Raw genomic sequence first — 26607 nt, 5'->3', positions numbered from 1 at the left:
CACCGCCGACGATGGCTCGTTCGCCGACCGACGAGGCCGACGCGTACGCCGAGGCGCTGGCAGCGGCGTTCGACACGACGGACGCCGAACTCCGGGTCGTCGCCCGACAGGCCCGTGACCTCGCCGAGACCGAGCGGTACGTGGCGGACACCGGCCACACGCTGACCCCCGCGCTCGTCGTCGACCACCTCCGGGACGCGCCCGACGAGCGACTGCCCTCGAAGTGGAACTGGTGGCTCGGGTCGCTGGAACTCGCGTTCGGCGACTACGTGGAGTTCCGAGTCCGGGTGGTCGACCGCGAGTAGTCGTGCTCCGGGCGCATCGGCGACCGTTCTCGTGGACCGTCGAACCGACGGGACTTACCCGCTCGCGGCGGTAGCGACCGGCAGTGAAGCTCCAGTTCCTCGGCGGCGCGGGCGAAATCGGTCGGAGCGCCCTCCTCGTCGACGACTCGCTCCTGCTGGACTACGGCATGGCGAGTACGACCCCTCCCTCCTACCCGGTCGGTCGCGTCTCGCCCGACGCCGTCGTGGTGAGCCACGGCCACCTCGACCACGTCGGCGCGCTCCCCGCGCTGATGTCCGCGAGCGACCGACCCGAGGTCCACTGGACGGCCCCGACCCGCGAGTTCGCGCTGACGCTCGCCCGCGACACGCTGAAACTCCACGGGAACACCCCACGCTGTCCGTTCACCGAGACCGACGTCGGGCGACTGACCCAGCAGTCCCGGCCCCACGCCTACGGCGAGTCCTTCGAGGCGGCGGGTTACGAGGTGACGTTCTTCGAGGCCGGCCACATCCCCGGCAGCGCCCACGTACTCGTTTCGGACGGGGAGACCGACCTGCTCTACACCGGCGACTTCCACACCAACCCACAGCGACTCGTCGCCGCGAGCGAGGAGCGCCCCGACGCCGACGTGGTGGTCTGTGAGTCCACCTACGCCGACGTGACCCACGAGCCACGCGAGCAGGTCGAACGCCGGTTCGCCCGGTCGCTCCGCGATACGGTCGCACAGGGTGGCACCGTCGTCGTCCCCGCGTTCGCCATCGGCCGCACGCAGGAGGTACTCATGCTCTGTGAGCGCTACGGCCTGGAGTGCTACGTCGACGGGATGGGCACGGACCTCTCGCGGATGCTCCGGAACCACCCCGACCACCTCCGGGACCCCGAGGCGTTCTCGCGGGCGGTCAGCCACGCTCGGTTCGTCACCTCGAACGGCCAGCGCGAACGCGTCGCCGCCCAGAACACCGTCGTCGTGACCACGAGCGGGATGCTCTCGGGCGGACCGGCGATGACCTACGTCCCCGCGATTCGCGGGTCGCCCGTCAACCTCGTCGCGTTCGTCGGCTACCAGGTCGAGGGCACCACGGGACGGCGCGTGCTGGAGACGGGGCGCGGCGAGTTCGACGGCCGCGTCCTGCCCATCAGCGCCCGAACCGAACTGTTCGAACTGTCGGCTCACGCGGACAGCGGCGGCCTCCAGGAGTTCCTCGGGGACTACGAGGACGCACGGGTGCTCGTCAACCACGGCGACCGCTGTGGCTGGTTCGCCGAGCAGTTACGCGCCGAAGGGTTCGACGCGAGCGCGCCCGAACTGGGTGAGACCGTCGAGGTGTGACCCGTCGGGAGCGTCCACACCACGACGGGGACCGAATCACGGCCCGCGACCCTCCGGCGGGTGTCGGCGCGGGTCGACTGGCGGGGCTGTGCCGCGAGTACGTCGGCGCGTCGACGGCTCCGCCCGAACGCTGATTGTTCGCCGAGAGTAGTTCGGGTCGTGGTCCCCACCAGCACTCCGCGATTCGGACTCCTGATCGTCTGCATCGTACTCACCGCCGGCTGTGCAGGGTTCGGAGGGACTCCGTCGTCCCCGACGACCGCAGGCTCGCCCACCGGTGTCGAAGACACGACGTTCGGGTTCGCTCCGGCGTACGCAGCCGACGAGGACGGGACACCGGACTACTTCGAACCGGAGGCGGACACCCGAGAGGCCACACGCGTCGTCTGGTCGGACGGCCACGTCACCGTCTCCGGTCTCACCGTCGGCATCGGTGACCGGAACTGTATCGACGTGCGACTCACGGAGGCACGAGCGGTGAACGGGACCACCCTCCACGTCGTCGTCGAGAACGACGCGACCGTCCCGTCGGACAGGAGCGGCTGTAACGGGACTGCGGCCCCCTACGAGTACCGGGCCGAACTCACCGTCTCCGGGAGCGCCCCGGAGCGAGTCGTCGTGACCCACAGGGACGCCGAGACCGGAGAGACGCAGTTCGAGAGCGGTGTGCTGCGTGCTCGGAACGGCACCGTCGTCTCGCCGTGAGTAGCGGTGATTCGGTCGGCGGAGACGTGCCGTGAACCCCTCACTCGGTCCAGCCGGCCATCTCCAGTTCTTCGAGGTCGGCCTCGTCGACCTCCTCGAACTCGTCGCCGCCACACTCGCGGCACTCCCCGTGGGGGGTGACGACGGTACCCGACTCGTCTACCAACGCCGCAGTCTCGGTGTTACAGTTCGTACACCGTGCGAACGACCGCTCCCCCTCTCCCGTTAGCTCGTCAGACATACGATGGTACAGAGGAGCCTTGGGCTTCAGTATCAAAGGTGTGCCTACATCGATACGGAGTCGGAACTGTCCCATCGATACACACCCCTCCGGCCGCCGACACCGGTGGTCCACGCGGCGGTTCGGAGGAGTCCGACCGTGAGACACCGACCCACAGCCAGGGACGCCGGCCCAAACTGCTATCAGACTCGTCGGTGTTGGTACCTGTCGGGATGGACGACTCCTCCACGGAGGCGACAGACCCGAGCACCGCACACGACCTGCTGCAGACGGCGGTTCGCCGCGCGGTCGTTCGCCTGTTGCTCGAGACCGACCGGCAGTGGGACGTCGAACCGTTCGCCGACGAACTCCTCCGTCGGGACGACCTTCCGGCCGACCACGCCGACGACCGCCTCCCCGACCGACTCTACCACCGCGCTCTCCCGAGACTGGACGACGCGGGCGTCGTCGAGTTCGACACCGACGCACACACCGTCGAACCGACCGACCGGCTTCCGGACCTCGCGTCCTTCCTCCGGAGCTACGAGCAGTCCGACCGGAGAGACGACCGACCGGAACAGTGATGCGGAGTTGCTTCTCGGCAACCCCGCCTCTCGGCGTCGACGGTTCGGACGAGCACGAGTGACGCGAAACCGGTCGTCCTGGCCCACGCCGGTCGCCCTGTGCCCCGCCAGGGGACACGCCACTTCTCCACCGGTCGTCGTCGCTGTCGGTCACGACTCCAGCGACCGCAGCCTCGCGCCCGTCGTCCGGTGACGGCGGCAGTCGACGGGCCGTGGTCGTCGCCGGGACTCACCACTCGTCGCGGTAGCGTTCGTTGAGCAGTTCGACGGTCCGGTCGACGTGGCCCTTCGGGACGTAGACGAACGGAATCGAGCGGTCGAACGCACGGTCGCCGTAGAGGCCGTACTCGCCGACGGACTGGGTGCGGCCGTTGTGTGCCAGCGGGATGTCCTTCAGTTCGGCGGGTTCGTACTCCGGGACGTACGAGCGCTCTATCCACACCTCGTGGACCGGCACGTCGAGTTCGCGGGCGAGAGCGCGTTCGAGGAACTCGTCGTTGGCCAGCAGCCAGCGGGTGTAGTCGTCGACGGCGGCCTCCCCCTCGGCGGCGACCACGTCGGCGTAGCCGAGGCGGTGTTTCCAGCACGACTCGGCGAACCGGCGGGTCCGGTAGCGCTCGTAGAGGTCGGCGAACGCCTCGCTCGGCGGGTCGCGGGCCGTCCGGCGGAACCGGTCGAGGACGGCGTGGTCGTCGAGGTCACCGTCCAGCACGGCGTCGGCGGTGATGGGCGAGTCCTCACAGTGGGCGGCGAGTTCGTCCAGCAGGCGGCGTACGAGGACGTTCGCGTACACCGACTTGTGGTGCTGGGTGACCCACATGTACAGCGAGATGCGGCCCTCGAGGTAGTTCCCGATGGTGCTGAGCGCCTTCTCCGAGAGCGCGAGGCCGGCGTCGGGGTGGGCGGTGTAGGCGGCGACCATCCGCTCGGTGTCGACGCTCAACACGTCCGCGCCGGTCATGTCGTCGTCGCGGATGATGTAGTCGAGGCGGTCGACGTCGATGGGCGAGTGGAGCAGTTCGGCGGCGACGCCGTGTTGCCAGTGGTCGCCGGCCTCGTAGCGCAGGCTCCACCCCAGCACGTACGCACAGACCTCGTGGGGGTCGACGCCGAACGCCTCGATGGCGTCGCCGTACACGTCGAGGACGGTGACACAGCCGAGCAGTTCGTGGGGGTTCGCCCGACGAACCGGGACGGGCAGGCCGTCGACGCTCGGGACGCCCACCTGCTCGAACGCGCGGTGGAGGCCGAGGCCGTCGAGTCGCTCGCGCAGGGCGGCGGCGTCGAGGTGGCGTTCGCCGAGGTGCGACAGCGGCGGGTGGCCGACGTCGTGGAGCAGGCAGGCGAACGCCAGCGTCCGCTCGATGGTGTCGAGTTCGTCCGTCCCGATGCCGTCGGTGAAGTACGACTGGGTGCGGAGGTTCTCGAAGACGCGCTGGCCGAGGTGGTAGACGCCCAGCGAGTGCTCGAAGCGGGTGTGGGTCGCGCCGGGGTAGACGAGGTGGGTCGCCGAGAGCTGGCGGACGCGGCGCAGTCGCTGGAACGGTGCGGTGTCGACGACGCGCTCGACGATGCGCTCGTCGAGGTCGACGTAGCCGTGGACGGGGTCTTTGAACTGTCTGGTCATGGGAGTGGTCGGCGAAGTAGGTCGGCCGGTCGACGCCGAGGACCGGGCGCGCTCGTCGGTAGAGAAACGCGAACGTCGCAGTTACCCCACAGAGCGGCCACGACGGCGTGATTCTTTCGGTTCCGAGCGCCGGACGCGTCGCCACGGCGGGGCCGGCGGGGAAGCGCGTATCCCGTCAGCGAGCGTGGCGGTCGGCATGGTCGAGTACACCGACCCGGACCTGAGCGAGGCCGAACGCGAGGCGCTGCACGACCTCCAGTTGGGCATCGAGAAGATACACCGCGGCTACGGCGCGCTGTTGGACTGGCATCACCACGTCGGCGGCGGGATGGACTACTTCGCCGACGCCGAGGAGCGACTCCGCGAGGCGGGCCACACCGAGTTCGCCGACGAACTGCGCGACGTCCACCTCCCGGCAGGGGCCGTCGAGGACAGGTGGACGTACGAACTCGTCGACGAGTTCCGCCGCGAGTTCCTCGCGGACGTGACCGCCTTCGAGGAGGGCGTTCGGGAGGCACTCGCCGAGGGGACGCCGCACGTCACCGAACGTCGCCAGCAGCGACGGTGGCGCGAGAACGCCGAGAGCGAGGCGTGGAGAGCGGACAGAAACGAGGAGTGAGCGGGCGGCGGTCGGGCGACGAACGGCGGCCAGTGCGACGGGACGTGTCGGGAGTCAGTCGTCCCGTGCGGCCTCGACTGCGTCGGCCTCGTCTTCGAGCGCCGCCGCGACCCGACGCGCCTCCTCGGGGGAGAGACGGACCCGGTCGGCGTGGGGCGGGAGGTGCTCCAGTGTCGTGCCGTCGAGTTCCAGTGCGAGCGAGACGTGGTCGGGGTCGTTCCGTGGCGAGGAGACGTTCAGGACGCCGTCGGTCTCCTCGGTGAAGTCGTGGCCCTCGGCCTCGGCGTCGACCAGGTCGAGCGTCGTGTAGGCCGTGACGCTCAGGATGCGCTCGGCCATCAGTCGTCGCTCGGGGCGGCGCTGTCGCCGGGCATCGTCTCGGGGTCGTAGGGGTACCACGCCTGTTTCGTGTTGTGCATCATCGGGTCGTCGTAGGAGGTGTCCATCGGCTCCGCGAGACCTTTCAGCCCGTCCTCGCCGTCGGTCTCGGAGACGCGCGTGACGAACTCGCGGAACGACTCGACGCCCGCCTCACGCTCCTCGCGTTCGGCCTCGTAGGTCGAAAGCAGGTTCTCGACGTAGCCCGGCACCTCGTCGGCGGCGACGCGCATCTCGACCCACTCGGCGAACTGCGGGTCCTCCCCGAGGCCACCGCCGAGGCCGATGTCGAACGCCTCGACCGGGTCGCCGTCCTTGCGGGTCTTCATCCCGCGCAGCGAGACGTCCGCGATTTGCGGTTGGGCACAGGAGGCCGTACAGCCCGAGAGGTGGATGTGGAACTCCTCGACGCCGTCGGGGAGAGCGACGTTCTCTTTCAGCCAGCGGGCGTAGCGGACCATCCGGTTTTTCGTCTCGGTGATGGCGAGTCCGCAGAACTCCGTGCCCGTGCAGGCGATGGAGCCACGCATGAACGGGTGGGGGTCCGGCGAGTAGTCCTCGAACAGCGGGTCGTCGAGGAACGCGTCGACCTCGCTCTCGTCGATGTCCGCGACGACGACGTTCTGACGCTGGGTGAGGCCGACGAGTTCGCTGCCGTACTCCGCGGCGCGGTCGGCGAGTTCGATGACCTCCTCGGCACCCATCCGGCCCGTGAGCACCGAGAGGCCGACGAAGCGCTTCTCGGCGTCGTTCTGCTCGTGAATCCCGACGTAGTCGCCGGGCGCGTCGGTCCGGCCCGCGTTGTAGTCGTACTCGTGACGCAGGTCCTCGCCCGCGGTGGGGAGTTCGTAGTCGACGTACTCCTCCTGGAGGACGTCACGGAACTTCTCGGCGCCCCACTCGTCGACGAGGAACTTCACGCGAGCGTTGAACCGGTTCTCGCGGTCGCCGTGGTCTCGGAACAGCGCGGAGACGCCCGCCGCGACGGTGGTCATCTCCTCGGGCGTGCAGAAGACGTCGAGGTCACGGGCGAAGCGGGGTTCCTTCCGGGCGAGGCCGCCGCCGACGCGGACGTTGAACCCGTCGACCGTCTCGCCGTCTCGTTCTTTCGTGGCCGGTTCGAAGGCGAGGTCGTTGATGTCGCCCTGACCCGCGCCGCGGGTGTCGCCCGTGACGGAGACCTTCCACTTCCGCGGGAGGTTCGCGTGTGCGGGGTTGCCCTTGAACTCGCCGTTGAGTTCCTGGACGAGCGGCCAGACGTCGAGGTGTTCGTCGGCGTCCCGGCCCGCGACGGGCGACCCGACGATGTTGCGCCACGAGTCGCCACAGGCCTGGATGGTCGAGAGGCCGACCTCGTCGAGACGGTCGAAGATGGCGGGGACGTCCTCTATCTGAATCCAGTGAAGCTGGATGGACTGGCGGGTGGTGAAGTCCGCCCAGGCGTCGCCGAACGCCGGGTTCTCGACGGGACCGCTCGCGTACTCGCGGGCGATTTCGCCGACGACCCGTAGCTGTTCGGGCGTCAGTCGACCCATCGGGACGCCGACGCGCATCATGAAGTTGCCCTCCTGGCCCGAGCGCTGGTGGTACAGCCCCCACCACTTGAAGCGCTCGAACCACGCGTCGTGTTCGTCCTCGGGGATGGCGTCGAACCCGCCCTCCTCCGCGAACCGCTCCAGGTGGTCGCGGATCTCCACCCCGTACACCTCGTCCTTCCATCCTTCGACCTTCGACGGCATACCCTACCGTCCGTGAGTCCGGGGTAAACCGCCGTGGCTCCCGTCAAGGCTGGGGGAGGCTCCCGTGAACCAGCCACAGTTGCCGGTTTCTCTCAGCAGTCGTTCGTGTCGGCGAACGACGACGACCGACCTCGGCACGACCAGCGCCGGTCACGGGACCGGACCCCCGGCCAGCGACGAACCGGGCCACCGGAGAGCCACGTAGGATGCGGCAACGACTGCCGGGAGAGGGAAGCACGGGTCAACGTTACGGGCGAAAGCGAGTTTAAACGAGGCGAAGGCATAGGACGGGCGATGACCGAGAGAGAGTCGCCGGGTGCGTCCGTCGCACCCGCGGACGTCGCACCGGAGTTGTACGAGGAGGAGACAGAGTGAGCGAGCAGCGGAGCGAGACGCGCGAGTCGGCGGGAGCCGACTCCGACCGGGAGAACGAGGAGGAGAAAGCGGTCGACACCAGCCACCTCGACGGCCTCGCCGACGGGTGTGGCTGTGCCGAGGTGATGGACCACCTCTCCGAGCAACGCGAGGAGTAGGGCGATTCGAGGTGACCGACAGGAGCGAGAACCGTCGCGTACCGAGCGGCGAAGCCGCGAGGAGTCGCGTGGTTCGGGACGGGCGACGTGTCGGAACCCGTTCGCTCCGTCGCACGACCGCGCGAGTCTTTTGAACGCCCCCGACGTGAGTTCAGAGAATGAGTGAGGACGACGTCCCGCCGGCGGACCGACGGTCACCGGTCGGGCGACCGGTCGTCCGGGGCGACCCGACGTTGATGGGCGAACGCGCCGAGCGTGCCGTCCAGTTCGACCCCGAGGACCCCGCTTCCCTCGAACGGGCCGCCGACGTCGTCCACGCGTTCGCCACCGAGAGCGCCGGGGCCGCCGACAACGTCTACATGCTCCGCGGTGCGGCCGCCTGCGCCGCGCTCGTCCGCGGCGAAGGGTCGTACAAGGCCGCCGCCGAACGGGCGGGCGAGGAGGTCACCGTCTCGTTCATCCGGAAGTGGGCGCGGGTCCACGACCTCCCCCGAGCGATTCGGGAGTGTGTCGCCACGGGCCGTATCGCACCGACGGCGGCCAAACACATCGCCCGCGGCCGCGGGGAAGCGCGATACCACCTCGCGTGGGCCGTCCTCGACCACGACCTGACCGTCCGGGAGGTCCGGACCGCCGCCAGCGCCATCAACGACGGCCGGAGCGTCGAGGCGGCGCTGGCCGAACAGGGCGTCTCGGTCGGCGACATTTCGCTCTCGCTGAACGCCGAGAGCTACCGGGACCTGCGCTGGCGGGCCGCCCGTCGCGGCGTGGACCCCGAAGACGTCGTCGCAGAAGCGCTGGCGAACCTCGACCCGCTAGAGGAGTAGCGCGGTTCGGAGTTCCGTGAGCGTCAGCGAACGGGAGCACGAAGAACGAGCAGCACGAGGTCCTCGGAGCGAGCGTGACGAGCGAGAACCGCCAGTACCGAACGACGGAACCGTGCGGAGTGGTCAGAGCAGGCTTCGACTCCCCCGCCGGAAGCGACCGACCGGAATCACCGACTCACGAGAGGAATCGCTCGACAGCCGTCGAGAGCGTCACACCGGCGGTCAGTACCTCGTCCCACTCGACGGTTTCGTTGGGGAAGTGCGCCTGGTCGATGCTCCCCGGTCCGAACAGCACCGCCGGGACGCCGGCGTCGGTGTAGTGACGCGCGTCCGCACCGTAGGTCACACCCAGCGGGTCTGTCCCGGCGACGCCGTGGTCGACCATCGCGTCCTGGACGGCGACGACGACCGGTTCGTCGGGCGCGATTTCACTCGGCTCGAACTGGACGTCGAACCGCTCTATCGACAGCGCGTCGGGCCATCCGGCCTCGCGGGCGGTCTCGGTCAGTCGCTCACGGACGGCCGTCTCCACCTCGTCGACGGACTCGCCGGGGGCGACGCCGATGCGCGTCTCGGCCGTCAGCCGCGCTGGCACCGTCGAGGGCCACTCGCCCGCGCGGACCGTGCCGACCACGACGGGCCACGGCGTCGTGTACCCATCGTAGAGGGGGTGAGTCGTCGTCTCGGTGTGGTCGGACTCGTACCCCCGGAGCGCGTCGTGAACGACCTCGAACCGGTCGAGCGCGCTCGCGCCACGCCACGCGGTGGCGGCGTGGGCCGACCGCCCACGTACCACCAGACGGAGCATCAGACAGCCCTCGCTGGCGACGACGGGGCGGAGTTCGGTCGGTTCGGCGACGACCACCGCGTCACGCTCGCCGGTGTACGGCGCGTCGAGTGCGCTCGACGCCGCGCCGATGCCACCCTCCTCCTCGCCCGCGACGCTCTCGACGACGACCCGACCGTCGACGTCCGCCTCGCCCGCCTCGACCCGGTCGGCCAGATACCGGGCCGCGTAGACGCACGCACCGAGTCCCGACTTCATGTCCGCCGCACCGCGGGCGGTCAGCCGCTTCCCGTCCTCGCTCCACGTCGCCGTGAACGGGTCCGACCGCCACGCACCCCCGTCGGTGGCGGCCGAGGCCGACGTGTCGTCCCGACCACCCGCCCCGGCGTCACTGGCCGGGACGACGTCGACGTGCCCGTTCAGGACCAGCGTCCGACCCTCCCCGGAGCCGAGTTCGAGGACCCCCGCGACGCTGGGGCGACCCGCGGTCGGAATCGCCGCGGGGTCGTCCGGGAACGACGGCAGGCCAGCCAACCGCTCCGGGTCCGCCTCCCACTCGTACGTCTCGAACCCCAGCGCGTCGAGGTGCTCACGGACGAACGACTGGATACCGGCCTCCGCACCCGGCGTCGATTCGAAGCCGACCAGTCGCTCGACGAACGCTCGAAGCTCCGCATCGTACCGCTCGACGAACGGTGAACGCACGTCAGTCATCGCCCGACGATACACGGGCACCGCCAAGAGCGTTTGGCATGGTTCCACACGAAACCGGGGGGTCGAACCGGACGACGGCGAGGCGGCCCGCTCGCTACGCCAGGGCTCGCCCCACCACGACCCGATTCCACGGAGAGCGGGGACACCACCCCCGGCGACGGTGCAGGGACGGGCCGAGAAGGACTCGAACCTCGGTCGCTCACGATGTTTGCTCTCTGGTTCGAGTCCTCTGTAGCGTTGTCACTGCTCACGTGGGTCGTAGGAAAACGGGCTGAGAGGGATTTGAACCCCCGACCGTCTGGTTAAAAGCCAGACGCTCTCCCTAACTGAGCTATCAGCCCTCACCGAAGCTACCGTCGCTCGTCGCTAAACCGTTACGGTTGACGCGGCCCCGTGAGCGAGAACAGGCACGTCGTCTCTCAGCCCCGAACCGGCAGGAACGCCAGTCCGACGACCAGCAACCCGGCCAGCGAACTGATGATGATGACGTTCCACAGCCCGGTCATCCGGTCGGTGAACGACGCCTGCGTGTCCGCCTGCTCGGCGTACACCGAGTAGTCCTGCCCGAGTTGGACACCGGAGATAGACGTCTCGTTGCCGTGGCCCTCCGTCTGGAAGTTCACGACCCGCTGCTCGCCGTTGGCGAGCGTGACGTTGCCGCCCTGCGTGAGTTCGGCCGTGTTGTACTGCGGGACCGTGTACTCGACGACGGCGGAGCTGTTGGTCACGTTGACGACCGTCGCGGAGACGTTGACCATCCTCGAACCGTCGAAGGTGTCGATTTCGAGCTGCAGTTCGAAGCTCTCACCCTCGGCGACGCGCGTCTGCTCGGCCGGCGAGAGATACTGCGCGATGGGGACGAACGTCCCGTTCGACTGGTACCGAACGAACGTCTGGCCCTGCGCGGTCACCGTCTCGTTGTAGACGGCCGGATCGGACTCTAAGATGGCCGTGACGTCCGTCGTGTTGGTGAACACGAGCGTGTCCTGTGCCTCGGTGTAGAGGCTCCCGTTCTCGGCGGCCTGCGTCCCGTTCGAGGAAGCCACACCAGCGCTACCGCCCGCGTCGGTGGAGTTGCTGCTGGCGTTGCTACTCGCGTTCTGACCGGTGGTCGTCGCGTTGGCACCGCTCGTACCGTTCCCCGAGACACCGCTTCCCGCCGTGCCGTTGGTCTCGAGCCCACCGCTCTCGGTCCCGTTGCCCGCAGCAGGCGTCCCGCCACCGGAGGCGTTGCCCGACTCGTTACCGCTCGCGTTGCCCGAGCCACCGGCGTCCATCCGCTGACCGGCCGCCGAGAGCGCCGTCACGTTCCCGTCCGCCGAGACGTACGCGTTCTCGAGGTTCGGCGCGACACCGGTCGTCACGAGCCACGTCCCGTTGAACACCTCGGCCGTCGAACCGTTCCCGTAGCTCTGGTTCTGCGTCGTCTCCGGAACGTACCACTGGAGCGTCCCCGCCGGCGTCGGACCGCCGCCACCGCCACCACCGTGGCCGCCACCGCCGCCGCTGCTCTCTTCCATCTGTGCGAGAACACGATACTCCTGGTCACCCGCCGTGAAGTTCGACCCGTTCTGGTACGTCTCCGCCCCGTCCAACTGGATGTCGGGACTCTCCGCGAGTGAGACGACGGAGTACGCACTCGCCGCCATCACCACGAAGAAGACGAAGAGGACCGCGGCCGCTCGTCGTTGCATACATCACGCGAAGATAGCGCGGCCTATATCGATTGCGTTCTCCGTGACCGACGACCCGTCCACCCACGACGACGGCCGAGACGAGACGCGTGGAACGCCATCACTCACCACCCACCCCGCTCGAACGGTGTCTCTCCACCCTCGACCCCCAGGAGTCGGGAGGCGAGAACTACCCTCCAACAACGGCGGGGCGGCCCGTACTCCAACCACCGGCGACGCCAGTCGGCCGACCGCTCATCCGACACCGAACGACAGCGACCCGACCACCACCGGCCCGCGTCGAACCGAACGGCAGCGCGTCCGCTCCTCGTGAACCGACACCGATCGAAGCGACGGGGCTGAACTCGAACCGAGACTGCTTCGCCGCCGCTCGCCACTGGCTTCGAACCGACGGAGCGGCCGCTGCTCACGCGTGACTCACAACAGGAAGCCAAGGGCCGGATTCGAACCGGCGTGATCTCGCTCTGCAGGCGAGTACGTATGGCCAGACTCTGTCACCTTGGCGCGTAGCTGCCTCTACTGTGACGATGTGAATAAGGATAGCGGTCTGGTGTGACCGCGTCCCGTTACAACGACGAAAAGCGGCCGCACTCCGATAGTGCGGCCGCTCTCGGTTGGATGAATACGGTATGAGTGGGAGGCGGCGAACCACCAGCTGCGGGCGTCGACGGACCGATCTCCGATTCCACCGGGACGAACCCTGCGTGTACTACGGATCACGGTCCTCGGCCCGTGCTTGGCCACCCTTGCGGGTCAGTTTTCCCAGAGACTCTCGTACTCCAGTACTCGCTGGAACGCTGGCAGGCTTATCTTCCGTGTTCGGGATGGGTACGGGAGTCGCCCTGCCGCTGTGGCCGCCTTAACGCCGACTCGCGGAATCGAACCGCGTGTGGGTAAGGACCACCGTCGGTCAGAGTACGTGCGATCCAGTTAACGCCTGGACCCGTTTAACGGGACCAGTGCAGATGATTGTGTGGCTTCGGTCGATTAGTGCTCGCGGGCTGAACATCTCGTTACCTTGATGCGTACACCCCGAGTCTATCGAACTCGTCTTCTACGAGTGACCTCAACGGTACTTCTTTTCCATGTGGGTTTCGAGCTTAGATGCGTTCAGCTCTTACCCCTTGTTGCGTAGCTGCCCGGCACGTGCCCTCTCGGACAACCGGTACACCAGTGGCAACCATTCGTAGTTCCTCTCGTACTATACGAACGTTCACGTCAAGTACCAAAACACCCCCAATAGATAGCAGCCGACCTGTCTCACGACGGTCTAAACCCAGCTCACGACCTCCTTTAATAGGCGAACAACCTCACCCTTGCCCGCTGCTGCACGGGCAGGATGGAGGGAACCGACATCGAGGTAGCAAGCCACCGGGTCGATATGTGCTCTTGCCGGTGACGACTCTGTTATCCCTAAGGTAGCTTTTCTGTCACTTATGGCCCGCATCGGGCGGGCACATAAGATCGCTAGACCGCGCTTTCGCGTCAGCGTCGCTCGTTAGGCACGACACTGTCAGCCCATCTTTTGCTCTTGCGCTCTTCTCCGGATTCCTGACCCGGATGAGATGGACTTAGGGCGCGCTCGATATCTTTTCGAGCGCGTACCGCCCCAGTCAAACTGCCCGGCTATCGGTGTCCTCCTCCCGGAGTGAGAGTCACAGTCACTAACGGGTAGTATTTCACTGATGCCTCGGTGGCCCGCTAGCGCGGGTACCTGTGTAACGGCTCCTACCTATGCTGCACATTAGCGACCATGTCTCAGCGACAGCCTGCAGTAAAGCTCTATAGGGTCTTCGCTTCCCCTTGGGGGTCTCCAGACTCCGCACTGGAACGTACAGTTCACCGGGCCCAACGTTGGGACAGTGACGCTCTCGTTGATCCATTCATGCAAGCCGCTACTGAAGCGGCAAGGTACTACGCTACCTTAAGAGGGTCATAGTTACCCCCGCCGTTGACGGGTCCTTCGTCCTATTGTACTAGGTGTTCAGATACCCGCACTGGGCAGGATTCAGTGACTGTACGAGTCCTTTCGGATTTGCAGTCACCTATGTTGTTACTAGACAGTCGGAGCGTCCTAGACTCTGCGACCTGCCTCTTTCCGAGGCAGGCATCCCTTATCGCGAACTTACGGGACTAATTTGCCGAATTCCCTAACGTCGGTTGTACCCGACAGGCCTTGGCTTTCTCCGCCACGGACACCTGTGTCGGTTCTTGGTACGGATTCCGTACTTGCTTTTTCACGGGCCCCAGGTTGACCGGATTTGCACTGTCTCGCCGTTCATCCGCTTCGTGCCATTACGGCTTCCACGGATTTGGACGATTCGACCGAGCGAAAGCTCGGCTCCGGCGACCCCGAGGCGTCAGCGTTCGTTGTACGGAAGCGCTGGAATATTAACCAGCTCCCCTTTTGTGATGCTCGAATTGCGACATCACTTAGGACCGGCTAACCCTCAGCTGACAAACATTGCTGAGGAACCCTTGTCCGTTAGGCCGTCGAGATTCTCACCCGACTATCGCTGCTACTATGGCCAGGATTTTCGTCACCAATCGGTCCACACGAGTTCTCACCCGTGCTTCCACCCAATCGGAGCGCCAACCTACGGGAACACGCTATGAGGCGTGCCGCTAGGTCTCGGTAGTGGATTTGAGCCCCGATCATTTTCGACGCCCCGAACCTCGGCCGGTAAGCTGTTACGCTTTTCTTAGAGGGTAGCTGCTTCTAAGCTCACCTCCCGGCTGTCTAGGGCTCGGGACAATCTTCAATCGCACTTAATCCACATTTTGGGACCTTAACCCAGCTCTGGGTTGTCTCCCTCACGGTGCACAAGCTTACCCCGCACACCGGGCTCCCTGCGTCTACGGCGTTCGTAAGTTCGGAGTTTGACAGGGGTGTCGACGCCTCTCGGCGTCGATCGCCCCAATCAGTCGCTCTACCTCACGAACAACCTCTGCAGAGGTCATGCTTCGACATGTTTCGGTTGGAACCAGCTGTTACCGAGTTCGATGGGCCTTTCACCCCTACACATAGGTCACGAGAGGGTATTGTAGGACACCAACTCTAGCAGGCTTCCACATGGCTTTCGCCATGCTTCACCTTGCCCATGTGTAGATCACTCGGATTCGGGTCGTGCCCGCTTGACTCCCCGCGCTTGAACACGGTGGCCCTGGCAATGCTGCGGCCATATTGGTTTCCCTACGCCTTCCCCGATACTCGGGTTAGACTCGTCAAACAGACACACTCCCTGGCTCGTTTTTCAAAACGTACGACGGAACATCGGCTCCGCAGACATTCTACTGTGGGGTCGCCCCCATGTCGTTCTGTCTACGGCCTTTTATGCCCCGTCGCTCCATCGCCACATGATTTCAGGCCTTATTTCAACCCCTTTTTCAGGGTACTTTTCAGCGTTCGCTCACGCTACTTGTCCGCTATCGGTCTCGAGTTGTATTTAGTCTTGGCAGTCGATGCCTGCCGTCTTCTCGAGGGATTTCCAACCCCCGATACTCTGGAACAAACCTACGATCGCCCACTCACGATACGGGGCTGTCACCCTGTATCGCCCTCCGTTCCAGGAGAGTTCTCGTGAGTCGTTGATCGCGTATGGTAAGTCCGAACACCACATTGGCCGAAGCCTTCGGTTTGGACTGTGTCGTCTTCACTCGCCGTTACTAACGACATCCCGTTCGGTTTCTTTTCCTGTCCTTACTGAGATGTTTCAGTTTTGGACGTTCCCCATTGCGCGAAGCAATTGTAAAGGGATTCCCATTAGGAGATCTGCAGTTCTAAGCCTCCGTGCGGCTCCCTGCAGCTTTTCGCAGCTTGGCACGTCCTTCGTCGGCACTCGAGCCGAGCCATCCACCACTGGCACAGTAGCCACGAATAATTAATTGAATGCTCTGGACCGCGGTAAACGGGTCCAGTGAGCGCCTGGATCGCACGTACACACGGTGTCATACACAGCTCCGGAGACTAAGCGGACCTGCGTCGACCCTTCCCATCCTCGCTTGCACGAGATGGTGCATCTGTCTTCATCGGAACGAGCGCCGGATCACACTTAAGCAACCCGGTTCCGTCCCGTGAATATGGACCCACTGGGATTCGAACCCAGGGCATCCTCCTTGCAAAGGAGGCACTCTCCCACTGAGCTATGGGCCCTACCTGTTAGCCCTGGTAGTTCTGAAGTGCTCGGTTGGCCACATCGCGGCGAAGCCGCGCAGTCGTCGACGTCCGCGCCAAAGGTGAGCCAGGCACGTCGGCCTGGTCTCGATCTGTGGAGGTGATCCAGCCGCAGATTCCCCTACGGCTACCTTGTTACGACTTAATCCCCCTTGCAGAGCCCAGATTCGACCACCGGACGGTGGCCTCATCCGGACCCCACTCGGGTGATTTGACGGGCGGTGTGTGCAAGGAGCAGGGACGTATTCACCGCGCGCTTCTGACACGCGATTACTACCGAATCCAGCTTCATGCGGGCGAGTTTCAGCCCGCAATCCGAACTACGACCGGGTTTAGGAGATTAGCGCCCCCTCTCGGGGTGGCTTCCCATTGTCCCGGCCATTGTAGCCCGCGTGTTGCCCAGCTCATTCGGGGCATACTGACCTACCGTTGCCCGTTCCTTCCTCCGCTTTAGCAGCGGCAGTCCCCCTAGTGTACCCAGCCATCGCGAGATGCTGCTGGCAACTAGAGGTGCGGGTCTCGCTCGTTGCCTGACTTAACAGGACGCCTCACGGTACGAGCTGACGGCGGCCATGCACCTCCTCTCAGTAACGTCGAGTAAGGTCATCAACCTGACTGTCATGATTACTGTCGGAGCTGGTGAGATGTCCGGCGTTGAGTCCAATTAAACCGCAGGCTCCTCCGGTTGTAGTGCTCCCCCGCCAATTCCTTTAAGTTTCATCCTTGCGGACGTACTTCCCAGGCGGCTCACTTCACGGCTTCCCTACGGCACAACGCAGGCTCGTAGCCTGCGTCACACCTAGTGAGCATCGTTTACGGCTAGGACTACCCGGGTATCTAATCCGGTTCGAGACCCTAGCTTTCGTCCCTCACCGTCGGATCCGTTCTCCAGAGGCGCTTTCGCCACCGATGGTCCGTCTAGGATTACAGGATTTCACTCCTACCCCAGACGTACCCCTCTGGTCTCCCGGTCCCAAGCCAGGCGGTATCCGCCGGACGCCCACTCGTTAGGCGAGTGGATTTCCCGACGGACCTACCTGGCCGGCTACGGACGCTTTAGGCCCAATAAAATCGGTCATCACTTGAGCTGCCGGTATTACCGCGGCGGCTGGCACCGGTCTTGCCCAGCCCTTATTCCTGTACCACCTTAAGGTACAGAAAAGCGAGGACTGTATGCCCTCGCACTCGGAATCCCCCTATCGCACTGTCGTGCAGTGTAAAGGTTTCGCGCCTGCTGCGCCCCGTAGGGCCCGGACTCTTGTCTCAGAGTCCGTCTCCGGGCTCTATCTCTCAATACCCGTACCGATTATCGGCACGGTGGGCCGTTACCCCACCGTCTACCTAATCGGCCGCAGCCACATCCTATGGCGCCGGAGCGTTTCGTGCTCTCAGCATTCCAGCATGAGAGCAGTATCACGGATTAGCCTCAGTTTCCCGAGATTATCCGCGTCCATAGGGCAGTTTGGCCACGTGTTACTGAGCCGTTTGCCACGAGTGTGAACTCGTGCGACTCGCATGGCTAAATCGGATTCCGATAGCAATGACCTCCGGCAGGATCAACCGGAATGTTCCCCTCGTAAGAGGGGGGTTGGCGGGAACACACTCAGAGAGTGTGTTTCCATATCCCATTTGCATATTGCATGTGTGTATCGGACGTCGGCGACAGTCGGACCAACCGAGTGTCACCGAACTACCAGGGCTAACATCAGATCCCGTCTTGACGGCGGACCGCAGGGGCGGAATCCTCACTTCTTTCGGATTTCACAGTAGCCGATTGAGGGTTATAAACCCATCGAACCGGACTCGAAATCCCGGACACGGCCTCGAAGGCCGCGCCCCGTCGCGTATTGCATCCGAACGCCCTCATACGTATAAGGGCACCGGACCGGAGATGGCCTCCCGAAGGAGACCACCTCGCTGTTTCCGCGTATTACGTCCAAGTTCGCCCTTACATATAAGGGCGTCGGACCCAGGATGACGCCCCGTGAGGAGCACCACCCGTCGTATCGCGTACTTGGTCCGAGCCTGCCCTTACATATAAGGGCGTCGGACTGCGGGCGTTCGCCCCCGGAAGGGGGCGTCCCGCGCTTCTTCGCATCCTATCCGAGTGGAGGGTCACGTATAAGGCCGTCGAACCATCGCCGCCCCGTCATGCGTTTTCATGGGAACAGTCTCCCATGGGAACTGTGTAGCACAGACCAGTCGGTGACCCGGAGCCGTGGCTCGTCGAGGAAGTGTCGCGCGGGTGGAGACCGGTTCGTCATCCCCCGCTCGCACGGGTAGTCGGACCGGGTGAGGCCGCGCGGTTACGCGTACGCACGCAGGTGGTCAAGAAGTTACTGGACGACGTCCGGCGGCGAGAAGAACGAGACAGTGTGTGAGACCGGGTCAGATCTCCTCGAGGTGTTCGATTCCCTTCTTCGAGACGTTGGCTTTCGTGATGCGCTGGGGCATCCAGTCCGGTTTGTCGTCCGGAGCCTCCTCGACCCAGGCCCACCCCTCGTAGTGGTGGACCTTCTTGGTCCCCTTCTCGCGCAGACTGATGTCCTCCCGGTCGGCTGCCGCCTCACCGTCGGCCGGGTCGAGGCGGCGGGCCGCTTTGAGTGCCGCCTGTCTCGGCGTTCGCCCCGAGAACACACTGGACTCGCTCCCGGACGTGTCCCGGAGCGCGAAGTTCCGCTTGCCGTCGTCGCTACGTGCCATGGTTTGGTACCTCCGTGTCAGTGTGAGACATGACCCTACATAACTATATCCCCGAAACCACCCGATACCGACCACTTCTTTAAGTAGTGGTCCGAACGTCGCCGGTGGCGATGTCGACGTTCTCACAGCAAACTTAAGTAGAGCGTGTGACGAAGTGCGAGGTAAGATACCGCGATGGTGCGAAAGAAGAAGCTCAGTCCGAGCGGCGCCAAAGACGAGAACGGCGAGTATCACAACGTCCACCTCAACCTCCACGAGGACGAGCTCACGGTCGCCGGCATGGAGATCGGCGACGAAGTGTACGTGCGTGTGCGTGACAACAAGATAATCATCCAGAAAGCCTCCGAGGAAGAGGAGATCGAGCACGAGTTCTAATGAGCTACCGTGCCGCGAAGCCACTCCTGTTCCGGCTTCCGGCGGAGACCGCTCACACCGCTACCAAGCGACTGCTCCGCGCCGCCCGGGGGACACCCATCGAGGAGGCACTGACCGCTCGCTACCGCGTCGAGCAGCCACGACTCCACACGAACGTCTTCGGACTCGACTTCTCGAACCCCGTCGGTGTGGCCGCGGGGTTCGACAAGAACGCCGAGATACCGGGGATACTCGGCGCACTCGGCTTCGGCCACGTCGAGGTCGGAGCCGTCACCGCCGAGGGCCAACCCGGTAACCAGCGGCCACGACTGTTCCGTCTCCCCGAGGACCGTGCACTCGTCAACCGGATGGGCTTCAACAACGCGGGCGCGGACGTCGTCGGCCCGCGACTCGCCGACACCGACGTGTCGGTCCCGCTGGGTGTCAACATCGGGAAGTCGAAGACCACACCCCTCGACGAGGCCCCCGAGGACTACCTGTACAGCTACGAACGGACCGCGGCGGGTGGGGACTACTTCGTCGTCAACGTCTCCTCGCCGAACACGCCGGGCCTCCGTGACCTCCAGAACCGCGAGCACCTCGAAGCCATCCTCGGCCGCCTACGGGACGCCGGGGCCGCCCCGCTGCTCGTCAAACTCTCGCCGGACCTCACCGAGAGCGCAGTCGAGGACGCACTCGCCGTCGTCGACGACCTGAAACTGGACGGCGTCATCGCCACCAACACCACCGTCGAGCGTCCGGACACGCTCCGGAACCACAACCGCGTCGAGGCCGGCGGCCTCTCGGGAGCACCCATCGAAGAGCGCGCCACCGAGACGGTCCGGTTCGTCGCCGAGCGCACCGACGTCCCCGTGATCGGCGTCGGCGGCGTCTCGGACGCCCACGGCGCGTACGCGAAGATTCGCGCCGGCGCGTCGCTCGTCCAACTGTACACCGCCCTCGTCTACGAAGGACCCGCACTCGCCCGCGACATCAACGAGGGCCTGCTCGACCTGCTCGACCGCGACGGCTTCGACTCCGTCGAGGACGCGGTCGGTGCTGACCTGTAGCTGAGACGGTGGCGGCAGTTCGAACGGAGATGCCCCCTCAGCCAACCGACCGGCACGGGCGGGACTGAAAAGGCCCGTTCTCTCGGTGAAGTGTCCGAGAGAACGAGGGCTTTCGAGTTCTCAGCGGCGATTCGAACGGAACGTCGGTCGAAAACCTGCCGACGGTTCGGACCTTACTCCAACGCACTTAGGTCGAACTCGAACGCCGCGACCGGCAGTTCGAGGTCGTGTTCGACCAGCACGCGCGGGTGGACCTCCCCGACCACACCGACACGTTCGCCGTCCAGTTCGACGGCCGCGGTCCGGCCCTCGATGAACGACGGGTGGGTGGTCGCGGGCGTCTCCAACGCCTTCCCGAACGCGCCGGCGAGCGCCTGGAGCCGTGCCTTCGCGTCCTCGTAGCCCGCGTCGGTACGCGCGAGGACGGCGGCGACCGTCCGCCGCTCGGCGGCCTTCGTCTCCTCGCGTTCGTCGACGTGTGCGGCGAGGCCGATCTCCGCGAGGTTCTGTGGGTACGCGCGGTGCGTGTTGTTCTCCAGAACGGTCAGCAGCGACGGGAGCGCCCACGTCCGGACGACGGTGTAGTCCTCGCTGTACGGTTCGGCGATGGTCACCGGCGGTCGCTGGCCCAGTGGCGCGTCGGGGGCCAGTTCGTCGGGGATGTCGAGGCCCATCCGGTCGAAGCAGTCGCGCTCGCTCGTCATGTGGAAGTCCAGCATGTCCTCGAAGCCCGACCCCACGAGCGCGTCGCGTGCGGCGCTCTCCAGCCGAGCGGTCTCGTGTCGCCCGCCGACCGTCGAGACGTCCGGGTAGCGTGGCGAGAGTTCGTTGAACCCGTGGGCGCGACCCACGTCGTCGACGACGTCGACGGGGTTCAGCACGTCGACGCGGTACGGCGGGATACCGACGCGGTACGCTGGCTCACCGTCGCGCTCGAGGGGCTCCGCGTCCAGCCCCGCGCGTTCGAGGTAGTCCACCACGTCGCTCTCGTCCAACTCGACTCCGAGCAGTTGCTCCACGCGTGCGTGCGTGACGGTCTTCTCGTCCACGTCGAGGTCCGGTCGGAGCAGGTCGCGTTGCTCGGACGGGTGGCCCTCGGGGTACTCGACGCGGACCTCCTCGACGCGCCCGCCACGCGCGTCCAGCGCGTAGCAGAGGATGGTACACATCTTGTCGATGGTCCACTGATCGGTCCCCGTCAGCTCGATGAACAAATCACGCGACTCGTCGTCCACTTCGGTTCGCCGCCCGTTGATGACCGGCGGGAACGAGAACAGGCCGATGTCGTCGTAGATGGCCGGGTACCGTTCGTACTCTTCGACGATGTCGGCGTACTGCTCGCCGGTCGGGTGGTCGGTCAGCACCTCGCCCGGCGTCAACTCGGCGTCCGAGTCCAGCGCGACGAACGTGTCCGCGTCGGGCGTGATACCCCGGTAGCTGATGGCCTTGCCCGCACCCTCGCGGGCGGCGTTGTCTCGCGGGCCCTGTCCACTCGACCGGTCCGCGGAACTCCGTTCCGCGCTACCCTTCAGCATCGTCAGGTCGTGGATCCCGATGGCCCCCTTGACGCGCTGGCGGCCCATCGTCGCGTGCAGTTTCTCCTGTAACTGGATGAGCGAGTCGAGTTTCGTCTGGCTCATGTCCAACCCGCGGACGATAGCGCCCGTCACGTACGGCCGCTCGTCGGGCACCGACTCGTCGACCTCGATGACCCACTCGGCGTCGTTGGTCTTCGGGACGTAGACGCCCCTGTCGGTGCCGTCCTGGTAGCGCAGCGAGCGCGCCACGCCCTCGACGGAGAGGCGGTCGAGACGGTCCGGGGCGAACTCCAACTGGAACTCCCCGTCCTCGGTCTCGCCCTCGAACTCCAGGCCGAGGTCGAACAGGTCGCGCTTGAGTTCCTCGTCGTCACGCTCGGTGCTCGCCAACTGCCGCAGTTCGTCGGGGTCGACGTCGACGACGGGCATCAGTAGATCACCTCCGCGTTCCGCAGGAAGTCGAGGTCCGCGAGCGTCCCGTGCAGGTCGCGGATGTCCTCCGCGCCGGTGACGAGCATGGCGAGGCGTTCGAGCGCCAGCCCCCACGCCATCACCTCGCAGTCGACGCCCAGCGGTTCGAGCACCTCGGGCCGGAAGATACCGGAGTTCCCGATTTCGATGAGTTCGTCGGTGACGGGGTGGCGGCCGAACAGCTCGAAACTCGGTTCGGTGTACGGGTTGTAGTGGGGCTTGAACTCGATGCCGGTGATGCCGAACTGCTCGTAGAACTCGGTGAAGGTGCCCATCAGGTCACGCACCGAGAGGTCCTCGGCCATCACCCAGCCCTCTATCTGGAAGAACTCCAGCAGGTGGGTCGCGTCGAGCGTGTCGTTGCGGTACACCTTCTCGACGGAAAACCACCGTTGTGGTGGCTCCAGTTCACCCTCGGCGTGTCCCGAGAGGTAGCGCATCGACAGCGACGTGGTGTGCCCACGCAGGTCCAAGCCGCGCGCCACGTCCTCGGTCCACGGCGAGTGGTAGCCGTCGCCGTCCTCGCCGACGCCCTCGCGGTGGGCGCGGGCGACCCGGTCGACCAACTCGCTCGGCATGTCGTCGTCGTCCATCTTCGAGGGGTTCGAGAGGACGAACTGGTCCCAGTGGGTCCGTGCGGGGTGGTCCTGTGGCATGAACAGGCAGTCGTTGATCCAGAACTCCGCGTCGACGTGTGGCCCCTCCATCTCCTGGAATCCCATCCCGACGAGCACGTCCTTCACGCGGTCGGCGGTCTGTCTGAGCACGTGTTTCCGCGCGGGCGTGACCGCCTCGGCGTCGGCTTCGACGTTGTACTCGGTGAACTCCACGTCCGCCCACTCACCGCTCGTGAGCAGTTCGGGCGTAACCTGTGCGACCGTCTCCGCCACGTTCACCCCCTCCATCATCGCGTCGACACCCGCGTCGGTCAACAGCAGCGAGCGGACGGTGCGCTCCTCGCGGACGACGAGGTTGCGTCGTTCCAGCGCGTCGAGCGTGTCCTCGTCGACGGTCTCGGCGTCGCCCGCGGCGATGGCGTCGAGTGCGGTCGCTTCCTCGTCCGTGTCGGGGGCCGCGTCGGCGTCGGCCGACACCGCGCCGCCGTCGATGTGGCCGTAGCCCTTCCGCGCGAAGTTCGACAGGGCGATCTGGACTTCGGGGCCTGCGAGACCGGACGCACCGACGAGTTGGCCCATCTCGACGGCCTCCTCGTCGGCACCCGCGTCCATCGCGGCGCGGTACAGACGGACCTCCGGGAGTCCGTCCTCGCGGTACGTCTCGCCTTCCTCGGTCAGCGAGACGCTCTCGTCGACCTGCTCGGTGACCTCCAGCAGGCCCTCGTCTCGGAGTTCGAACGCCGCGCGCGTGACGACGGTGGGCGATTCGCCCACCTCGCTCGCGACGGCGTCGACGGTTCGGTCGTCGGTGGCAGACGCGGCCTCAAGGACCGCGACCTGCGCTGCGGGTAGTTGCATGGTTCGTACACTCGGGTACGTCGGTTAGGTGTTTTCGAGTCGACTCGTGGTCTCGGTGGGGTACCGAACTCTCCGGAGCGACCTGCGCGATGCGACCTCTGCGAACGATTTCGTCTCCCGACCGCCGGGAGAGTCCGCCGCTCGCTCAGGCCGCGAAGAAGAAGCCGAACCCCGCGACGCGTGGCTGGTCGGCGACGACACCGGCACGGCGAGGGTCGCTTGCCATACCGGAGAGAGGCGGGGCCGCGAGCAAAAGCGTTCCGGGGGTGAGAGCGACTGAACCAGCCACCACGGGTGGGACTGAAAGGGGCCGGTCGCTCGAAGAACCTCGGCGAAGTAAGCACTGGAGCGAGCGACAGCGAGCGAAGGGCGCAGCGAGTCGCGGGAGTCGAGCGACCGGGGGCTTTCGAGACGTTGTCGGTGTCTCGTGAACACCAACCCCGATTATTACCGAGAGTGGAGAACAGTGCTCTATGGAGTGGACGGAGTTCTACCGCGAACGCGACTACGACCGCATCGCGTACCTCGCGGGCGAGGAGATGCCGGACCTGCTCGAACGCTTCTTCGAGCGAACCCGAGTCCCCGAGACGATGCTGTCGGTGGGGTGTGGCCCCGCCGTCACCGAGTTCGCCGTCGCAGAACGCCACCCCGAGACGTCGGTTCACGGCGTCGACGTCTCCGAGGACCTGATGAGAGACAACCGCGACCTCGCCGCGGACGCGAATGTGGAGAATCTCACCTTCGCCGTCGACACACTCCCCGACCTCGACACGGACGGCGAGTACGACCTCGTCTACTGCGTTGCGACCCTGTTCTTCGTCAAGGACGTGGACCGCGCGCTCGAATCGCTCTGGGACCGGGTCGCTCCCGGTGGTCACCTCGTCGTCTCCTACCCGTCGTCCGGAACCCGCCGTGGTGCGCTGGAGATGGACGAGCAGAGCCAAGCGTTCTTCTCGCTGGTCGTCGGCGAGGAGAATCTCCGCACGCGCGCGGACGTGGAGTCGGTGCTCGGCGTCAAGACGGCGGACTTCTGGGCGGCGGTCGACGCGCCGGACGAACCGTTCGTGACGTTCGCGCCGACGGTAGTCGTACAGAAAGAACAGTAGGCGTCCGACTCAGCGCCGCGAACTCTCCAACTCGACGTCGAGCGAGTCGAGCAGTTCCTCGGCCTCGGCACGTTTCTCCTGGTGGTCTTCGAGGAACTCGCGCATCAGCTCGGCCGCTTGCTCCTTACAGCCGCCACAGAGGCGCTCGCCGCCGACGCACTCCTCGTACACCTCGCGGGTCAGGTCGTCGTCGTCCTGTGCGAGCAGGTAGGCGTACAGTTCGTAGACGGGACAGTCGTCGGCCTCGCCGCCGAGTTCGCGCTGGAGTTCCGCGGTCTCTCGGCCGCCCGTCGTCGCGGACTTCACCTTGTCGTAGCCCTCGGCGGGGTCGTCGAGCAAGGAGATGTGCGACGCCGGAATCGAGGATGACATCTTCCCGCCCGTCAGCCCGGTCATGAACCGGTGGTAGATGGACGACGGCGGGACGAAGCCGTAGCCGCCGTTGTCGACCTCCACGTCCTGTGCGAGCGACTCGGCCTCGTCGTGGGTCAGGTCGAACGCGTCGACGTGCTCGTCGAACACGCGCTTCTCGCCGTCGACGGCCTCGACGAGCGCCGCGAACGCCTCGGGCGTGGCGTTGCGGTCGAGGAACCGGACACGCGGGCGAAGTGGTTCCATCCCGGCGTTGGCGAGTTTCGCGGCGGCACGGGCCTCGGGGTCGTCGCTCCCCGAGTCGCCCGCCTCGTACTGGTCCATCCGTGGGCGGTCGTCGAAGTCGACGGCCTCGATTCCCTCCTCGACGAGGACGGCGGCGTCGAGACAGCGGACGGTGCCGTCGTCGTGGTCGGCCGCACGCTCGGCGAGCGCCTCGTACGCGTTCGCCACGACGGCACGTTCGGCCTCGTCCACCTCGAAACTCGCGTACGCCTCGGTGACACCGAAAAAGCGCATCCGCGAGGCGAGGTCACGCGACAGGCGGACGTGGGGGTCCTGGTCCGGGCCGACCGGGATGACCGTCGGTTTCGGTTCGTCGAGTTGGGGGTAGCAGATGTCGGCCATCTGCGTGACGACCGACTGCATGTGCGAGACGTCGGTCTCGCCGTCGAAGCCGTAGATGGCCTGCAGCTCCGAGTAGTTCGCCTTGACACCCAACTCGAAGGCGAGGTCCTGCAACGGCCGGTTCTCCGACTGGCGATACAGTTCGCCCTCCTCGGGGTCGAACCCGAGGGCGAGCAGGCTCAGGAGGTAGTCGCGGGCGTGTTCGTCGATCTCCGCCCACGAGAGACCGCGGGCGGCGTGCGCTTCGAGGTCCGCGATGAGCGCGTAGGCGTCGAGGCCCTGTCGTTGGTGCCAGATGATCTCGTCGAAGACGAGTTTGTGGCCGATGTGGGGGTCGCCGGTGGGCATGAACCCCGAGAGGACGGCGGCGGGGTCGTCGTTGGCCATCGCTTCGAGGACGCGGCGGTACTCGCGGTGCCCGAAGATGACGCCGCGGCGCATCAGGTAGTGGGGGGTCGGCACGTCCGGGAGCACCTCGTCGAACTCCTCGATGCCGAACTGCTCGAACAGTTTGCGGTAGTCCGCGACCGTCGAGGACCCCCACGGGTCGAGTGTCACGTCGTCTGCTCCGGCGGCGGTACCGCCGTCGGGGCGGACGGAGCGGTCCGCGTCGTCGGTGTGGTCACGAGCGTCGCGCGGTCGCTCGTCGGTGTGGTCGCTCATGGCGGTCGT

The 26607-nt window shown here is 65.9% G+C and carries 20 protein-coding genes, 3 tRNA genes and 3 rRNA genes; 10 read left to right on the top strand and 16 right to left on the bottom strand.

Annotated elements, in window-relative coordinates:
- The first annotated feature begins 11 nt into the window (after positions 1 to 11).
- The 3 genes from GQS65_RS10675 to GQS65_RS10665 all read left to right on the top strand — a co-directional run bounded on the left by GQS65_RS10675 (position 12) and on the right by GQS65_RS10665 (position 2323).
- Positions 12 to 305: a hypothetical protein gene (locus tag GQS65_RS10675; protein ID WP_233265073.1), complete on the top strand. Its 294-nt coding sequence runs from the start codon at positions 12 to 14 to the stop codon at positions 303 to 305.
- Between the two features lie 83 nt (positions 306 to 388).
- A complete protein-coding gene (locus GQS65_RS10670; protein ID WP_368280050.1) occupies positions 389 to 1618 on the top strand; it encodes an MBL fold metallo-hydrolase in 1230 nt (409 codons plus the stop codon).
- 159 nt (positions 1619 to 1777) lie between these two features.
- Positions 1778 to 2323: a hypothetical protein gene (locus tag GQS65_RS10665; protein WP_158204569.1), complete on the top strand. Its 546-nt coding sequence runs from the start codon at positions 1778 to 1780 to the stop codon at positions 2321 to 2323.
- Positions 2324 to 2363: 40 nt separating this feature from the next.
- Here the strand turns inward: GQS65_RS10665 and GQS65_RS10660 are convergent, their stop codons facing one another.
- Positions 2364 to 2564, bottom strand: coding sequence for a hypothetical protein (locus tag GQS65_RS10660; protein ID WP_158204568.1), 201 nt, complete (start codon positions 2562 to 2564; stop codon positions 2364 to 2366).
- A gap of 212 nt (positions 2565 to 2776) precedes the next feature.
- Here GQS65_RS10660 and GQS65_RS10655 point away from each other — a divergent pair, with 212 nt between their 5' ends.
- Positions 2777 to 3127: a DUF7344 domain-containing protein gene (locus GQS65_RS10655; RefSeq protein ID WP_158204567.1), complete on the top strand. Its 351-nt coding sequence runs from the start codon at positions 2777 to 2779 to the stop codon at positions 3125 to 3127.
- 229 nt (positions 3128 to 3356) lie between these two features.
- On the opposite strand, the gene GQS65_RS10650 is transcribed toward GQS65_RS10655, so the two are convergent.
- Positions 3357 to 4754: an HD domain-containing protein gene (locus GQS65_RS10650; protein ID WP_158204566.1), complete on the bottom strand. Its 1398-nt coding sequence runs from the start codon at positions 4752 to 4754 to the stop codon at positions 3357 to 3359.
- A gap of 196 nt (positions 4755 to 4950) precedes the next feature.
- Between GQS65_RS10650 and GQS65_RS10645 the strand changes: the two genes are divergently transcribed.
- Positions 4951 to 5373: a hypothetical protein gene (locus tag GQS65_RS10645; RefSeq protein WP_158204565.1), complete on the top strand. Its 423-nt coding sequence runs from the start codon at positions 4951 to 4953 to the stop codon at positions 5371 to 5373.
- Between the two features lie 54 nt (positions 5374 to 5427).
- Here the strand turns inward: GQS65_RS10645 and GQS65_RS10640 are convergent, their stop codons facing one another.
- Together GQS65_RS10640 and GQS65_RS10635 are read right to left on the bottom strand one after the other, a co-directional pair.
- Positions 5428 to 5712: a DUF6360 family protein gene (locus GQS65_RS10640; protein WP_158204564.1), complete on the bottom strand. Its 285-nt coding sequence runs from the start codon at positions 5710 to 5712 to the stop codon at positions 5428 to 5430.
- Positions 5712 to 7490 (bottom strand): nitrite/sulfite reductase, encoded by a 1779-nt coding sequence (locus GQS65_RS10635; RefSeq protein WP_158204563.1) that lies wholly within the window; start codon positions 7488 to 7490, stop codon positions 5712 to 5714. Before GQS65_RS10635 ends, GQS65_RS10640 begins: the two co-directional genes overlap by 1 nt.
- A gap of 371 nt (positions 7491 to 7861) precedes the next feature.
- Here GQS65_RS10635 and GQS65_RS10630 point away from each other — a divergent pair, with 371 nt between their 5' ends.
- A complete protein-coding gene (locus GQS65_RS10630) occupies positions 7862 to 8023 on the top strand; it encodes a hypothetical protein (protein WP_158204562.1) in 162 nt (53 codons plus the stop codon).
- Positions 8024 to 8181: 158 nt separating this feature from the next.
- The gene (locus tag GQS65_RS10625) at positions 8182 to 8850 is read left to right on the top strand and encodes a DUF7119 family protein (RefSeq protein WP_158204561.1); all 669 of its coding nucleotides are present in this window, start codon (positions 8182 to 8184) and stop codon (positions 8848 to 8850) included.
- A 175-nt stretch (positions 8851 to 9025) separates the two neighbouring features.
- Here the strand turns inward: GQS65_RS10625 and GQS65_RS10620 are convergent, their stop codons facing one another.
- The 9 genes from GQS65_RS10620 to GQS65_RS10580 form a co-directional block, all read right to left on the bottom strand.
- Entirely contained in the window at positions 9026 to 10351 is a 1326-nt protein-coding gene (locus GQS65_RS10620) for a M20/M25/M40 family metallo-hydrolase (RefSeq protein ID WP_158204560.1), read from the bottom strand.
- Positions 10352 to 10618: 267 nt separating this feature from the next.
- Positions 10619 to 10692 (bottom strand) — tRNA-Lys (locus GQS65_RS10615).
- 78 nt (positions 10693 to 10770) lie between these two features.
- Positions 10771 to 12045 (bottom strand): hypothetical protein, encoded by a 1275-nt coding sequence (locus GQS65_RS10610; protein ID WP_158204559.1) that lies wholly within the window; start codon positions 12043 to 12045, stop codon positions 10771 to 10773.
- 428 nt (positions 12046 to 12473) lie between these two features.
- Positions 12474 to 12549: transfer RNA gene (locus GQS65_RS10605), tRNA-Cys, on the bottom strand.
- 239 nt (positions 12550 to 12788) lie between these two features.
- Positions 12789 to 12907 (bottom strand): 5S ribosomal RNA (gene rrf / locus GQS65_RS10600).
- A gap of 106 nt (positions 12908 to 13013) precedes the next feature.
- A 23S ribosomal RNA gene (locus tag GQS65_RS10595) occupies positions 13014 to 15925 on the bottom strand.
- A 201-nt stretch (positions 15926 to 16126) separates the two neighbouring features.
- Positions 16127 to 16198: transfer RNA gene (locus GQS65_RS10590), tRNA-Ala, on the bottom strand.
- 116 nt (positions 16199 to 16314) lie between these two features.
- Positions 16315 to 17786, bottom strand: a 16S ribosomal RNA gene (locus GQS65_RS10585).
- The 16S, 23S and 5S rRNA genes sit together here with 2 tRNA genes alongside, the layout of an rRNA operon.
- 821 nt (positions 17787 to 18607) lie before the next feature.
- On the bottom strand, positions 18608 to 18922 hold the full coding sequence (locus GQS65_RS10580) for a non-histone chromosomal MC1 family protein (protein ID WP_158204558.1): 315 nt from the start codon (positions 18920 to 18922) through the stop codon (positions 18608 to 18610).
- Positions 18923 to 19096: 174 nt separating this feature from the next.
- Between GQS65_RS10580 and GQS65_RS10575 the strand changes: the two genes are divergently transcribed.
- Complete coding sequence (locus GQS65_RS10575; RefSeq protein WP_158204557.1) at positions 19097 to 19297, top strand: hypothetical protein; 201 nt, start codon at positions 19097 to 19099, stop codon at positions 19295 to 19297.
- Positions 19297 to 20346: a quinone-dependent dihydroorotate dehydrogenase gene (locus tag GQS65_RS10570; RefSeq protein WP_158204556.1), complete on the top strand. Its 1050-nt coding sequence runs from the start codon at positions 19297 to 19299 to the stop codon at positions 20344 to 20346. Before GQS65_RS10575 ends, GQS65_RS10570 begins: the two co-directional genes overlap by 1 nt.
- Before the next feature lie 173 nt (positions 20347 to 20519).
- Here the strand turns inward: GQS65_RS10570 and pheT are convergent, their stop codons facing one another.
- Entirely contained in the window at positions 20520 to 22313 is a 1794-nt protein-coding gene (pheT, locus tag GQS65_RS10565; RefSeq protein WP_158204555.1) for a phenylalanine--tRNA ligase subunit beta, read from the bottom strand.
- A complete protein-coding gene (pheS, locus tag GQS65_RS10560) occupies positions 22313 to 23830 on the bottom strand; it encodes a phenylalanine--tRNA ligase subunit alpha (RefSeq protein WP_158204554.1) in 1518 nt (505 codons plus the stop codon). The genes pheT and pheS overlap by 1 nt, the downstream gene beginning before the upstream one ends.
- Before the next feature lie 473 nt (positions 23831 to 24303).
- Here pheS and GQS65_RS10555 point away from each other — a divergent pair, with 473 nt between their 5' ends.
- Positions 24304 to 24936, top strand: a complete 633-nt coding sequence (locus GQS65_RS10555; RefSeq protein ID WP_158204553.1) for a class I SAM-dependent methyltransferase — start codon at positions 24304 to 24306, stop codon at positions 24934 to 24936.
- 9 nt (positions 24937 to 24945) lie between these two features.
- On the opposite strand, the gene GQS65_RS10550 is transcribed toward GQS65_RS10555, so the two are convergent.
- Positions 24946 to 26598, bottom strand: coding sequence for a tryptophan--tRNA ligase (locus tag GQS65_RS10550; RefSeq protein WP_158204676.1), 1653 nt, complete (start codon positions 26596 to 26598; stop codon positions 24946 to 24948).
- Between the last annotated feature and the right edge of the window lie 9 nt (positions 26599 to 26607).

The organism is Halomarina oriensis (assembly GCF_009791395.1).
GTDB lineage: Archaea > Halobacteriota > Halobacteria > Halobacteriales > Haloarculaceae > Halomarina > Halomarina oriensis.
The sequence above is the reverse complement of the archived record's forward strand: the minus strand, read 5'-3'. Positions and strand labels throughout refer to the sequence as shown.

Coding starts and splice junctions, on each gene's coding strand:
- GQS65_RS10610 (WP_158204559.1), bottom strand. CDS start 12,045: ATGCAACGACGAGCGGCCGCGGTCCTCTTCGTCTTCTTCGTGGTGATG.
- GQS65_RS10555 (WP_158204553.1), top strand. CDS start 24,304: ATGGAGTGGACGGAGTTCTACCGCGAACGCGACTACGACCGCATCGCG.
- GQS65_RS10635 (WP_158204563.1), bottom strand. CDS start 7,490: ATGCCGTCGAAGGTCGAAGGATGGAAGGACGAGGTGTACGGGGTGGAG.
- GQS65_RS10645 (WP_158204565.1), top strand. CDS start 4,951: ATGGTCGAGTACACCGACCCGGACCTGAGCGAGGCCGAACGCGAGGCG.
- GQS65_RS10655 (WP_158204567.1), top strand. CDS start 2,777: ATGGACGACTCCTCCACGGAGGCGACAGACCCGAGCACCGCACACGAC.
- GQS65_RS10625 (WP_158204561.1), top strand. CDS start 8,182: ATGAGTGAGGACGACGTCCCGCCGGCGGACCGACGGTCACCGGTCGGG.
- GQS65_RS10580 (WP_158204558.1), bottom strand. CDS start 18,922: ATGGCACGTAGCGACGACGGCAAGCGGAACTTCGCGCTCCGGGACACG.
- GQS65_RS10650 (WP_158204566.1), bottom strand. CDS start 4,754: ATGACCAGACAGTTCAAAGACCCCGTCCACGGCTACGTCGACCTCGAC.
- pheT (WP_158204555.1), bottom strand. CDS start 22,313: ATGCCCGTCGTCGACGTCGACCCCGACGAACTGCGGCAGTTGGCGAGC.
- GQS65_RS10660 (WP_158204568.1), bottom strand. CDS start 2,564: ATGTCTGACGAGCTAACGGGAGAGGGGGAGCGGTCGTTCGCACGGTGT.
- GQS65_RS10550 (WP_158204676.1), bottom strand. CDS start 26,598: ATGAGCGACCACACCGACGAGCGACCGCGCGACGCTCGTGACCACACC.
- GQS65_RS10620 (WP_158204560.1), bottom strand. CDS start 10,351: ATGACTGACGTGCGTTCACCGTTCGTCGAGCGGTACGATGCGGAGCTT.
- GQS65_RS10575 (WP_158204557.1), top strand. CDS start 19,097: ATGGTGCGAAAGAAGAAGCTCAGTCCGAGCGGCGCCAAAGACGAGAAC.
- GQS65_RS10675 (WP_233265073.1), top strand. CDS start 12: ATGGCTCGTTCGCCGACCGACGAGGCCGACGCGTACGCCGAGGCGCTG.
- GQS65_RS10640 (WP_158204564.1), bottom strand. CDS start 5,712: ATGGCCGAGCGCATCCTGAGCGTCACGGCCTACACGACGCTCGACCTG.
- pheS (WP_158204554.1), bottom strand. CDS start 23,830: ATGCAACTACCCGCAGCGCAGGTCGCGGTCCTTGAGGCCGCGTCTGCC.
- GQS65_RS10570 (WP_158204556.1), top strand. CDS start 19,297: ATGAGCTACCGTGCCGCGAAGCCACTCCTGTTCCGGCTTCCGGCGGAG.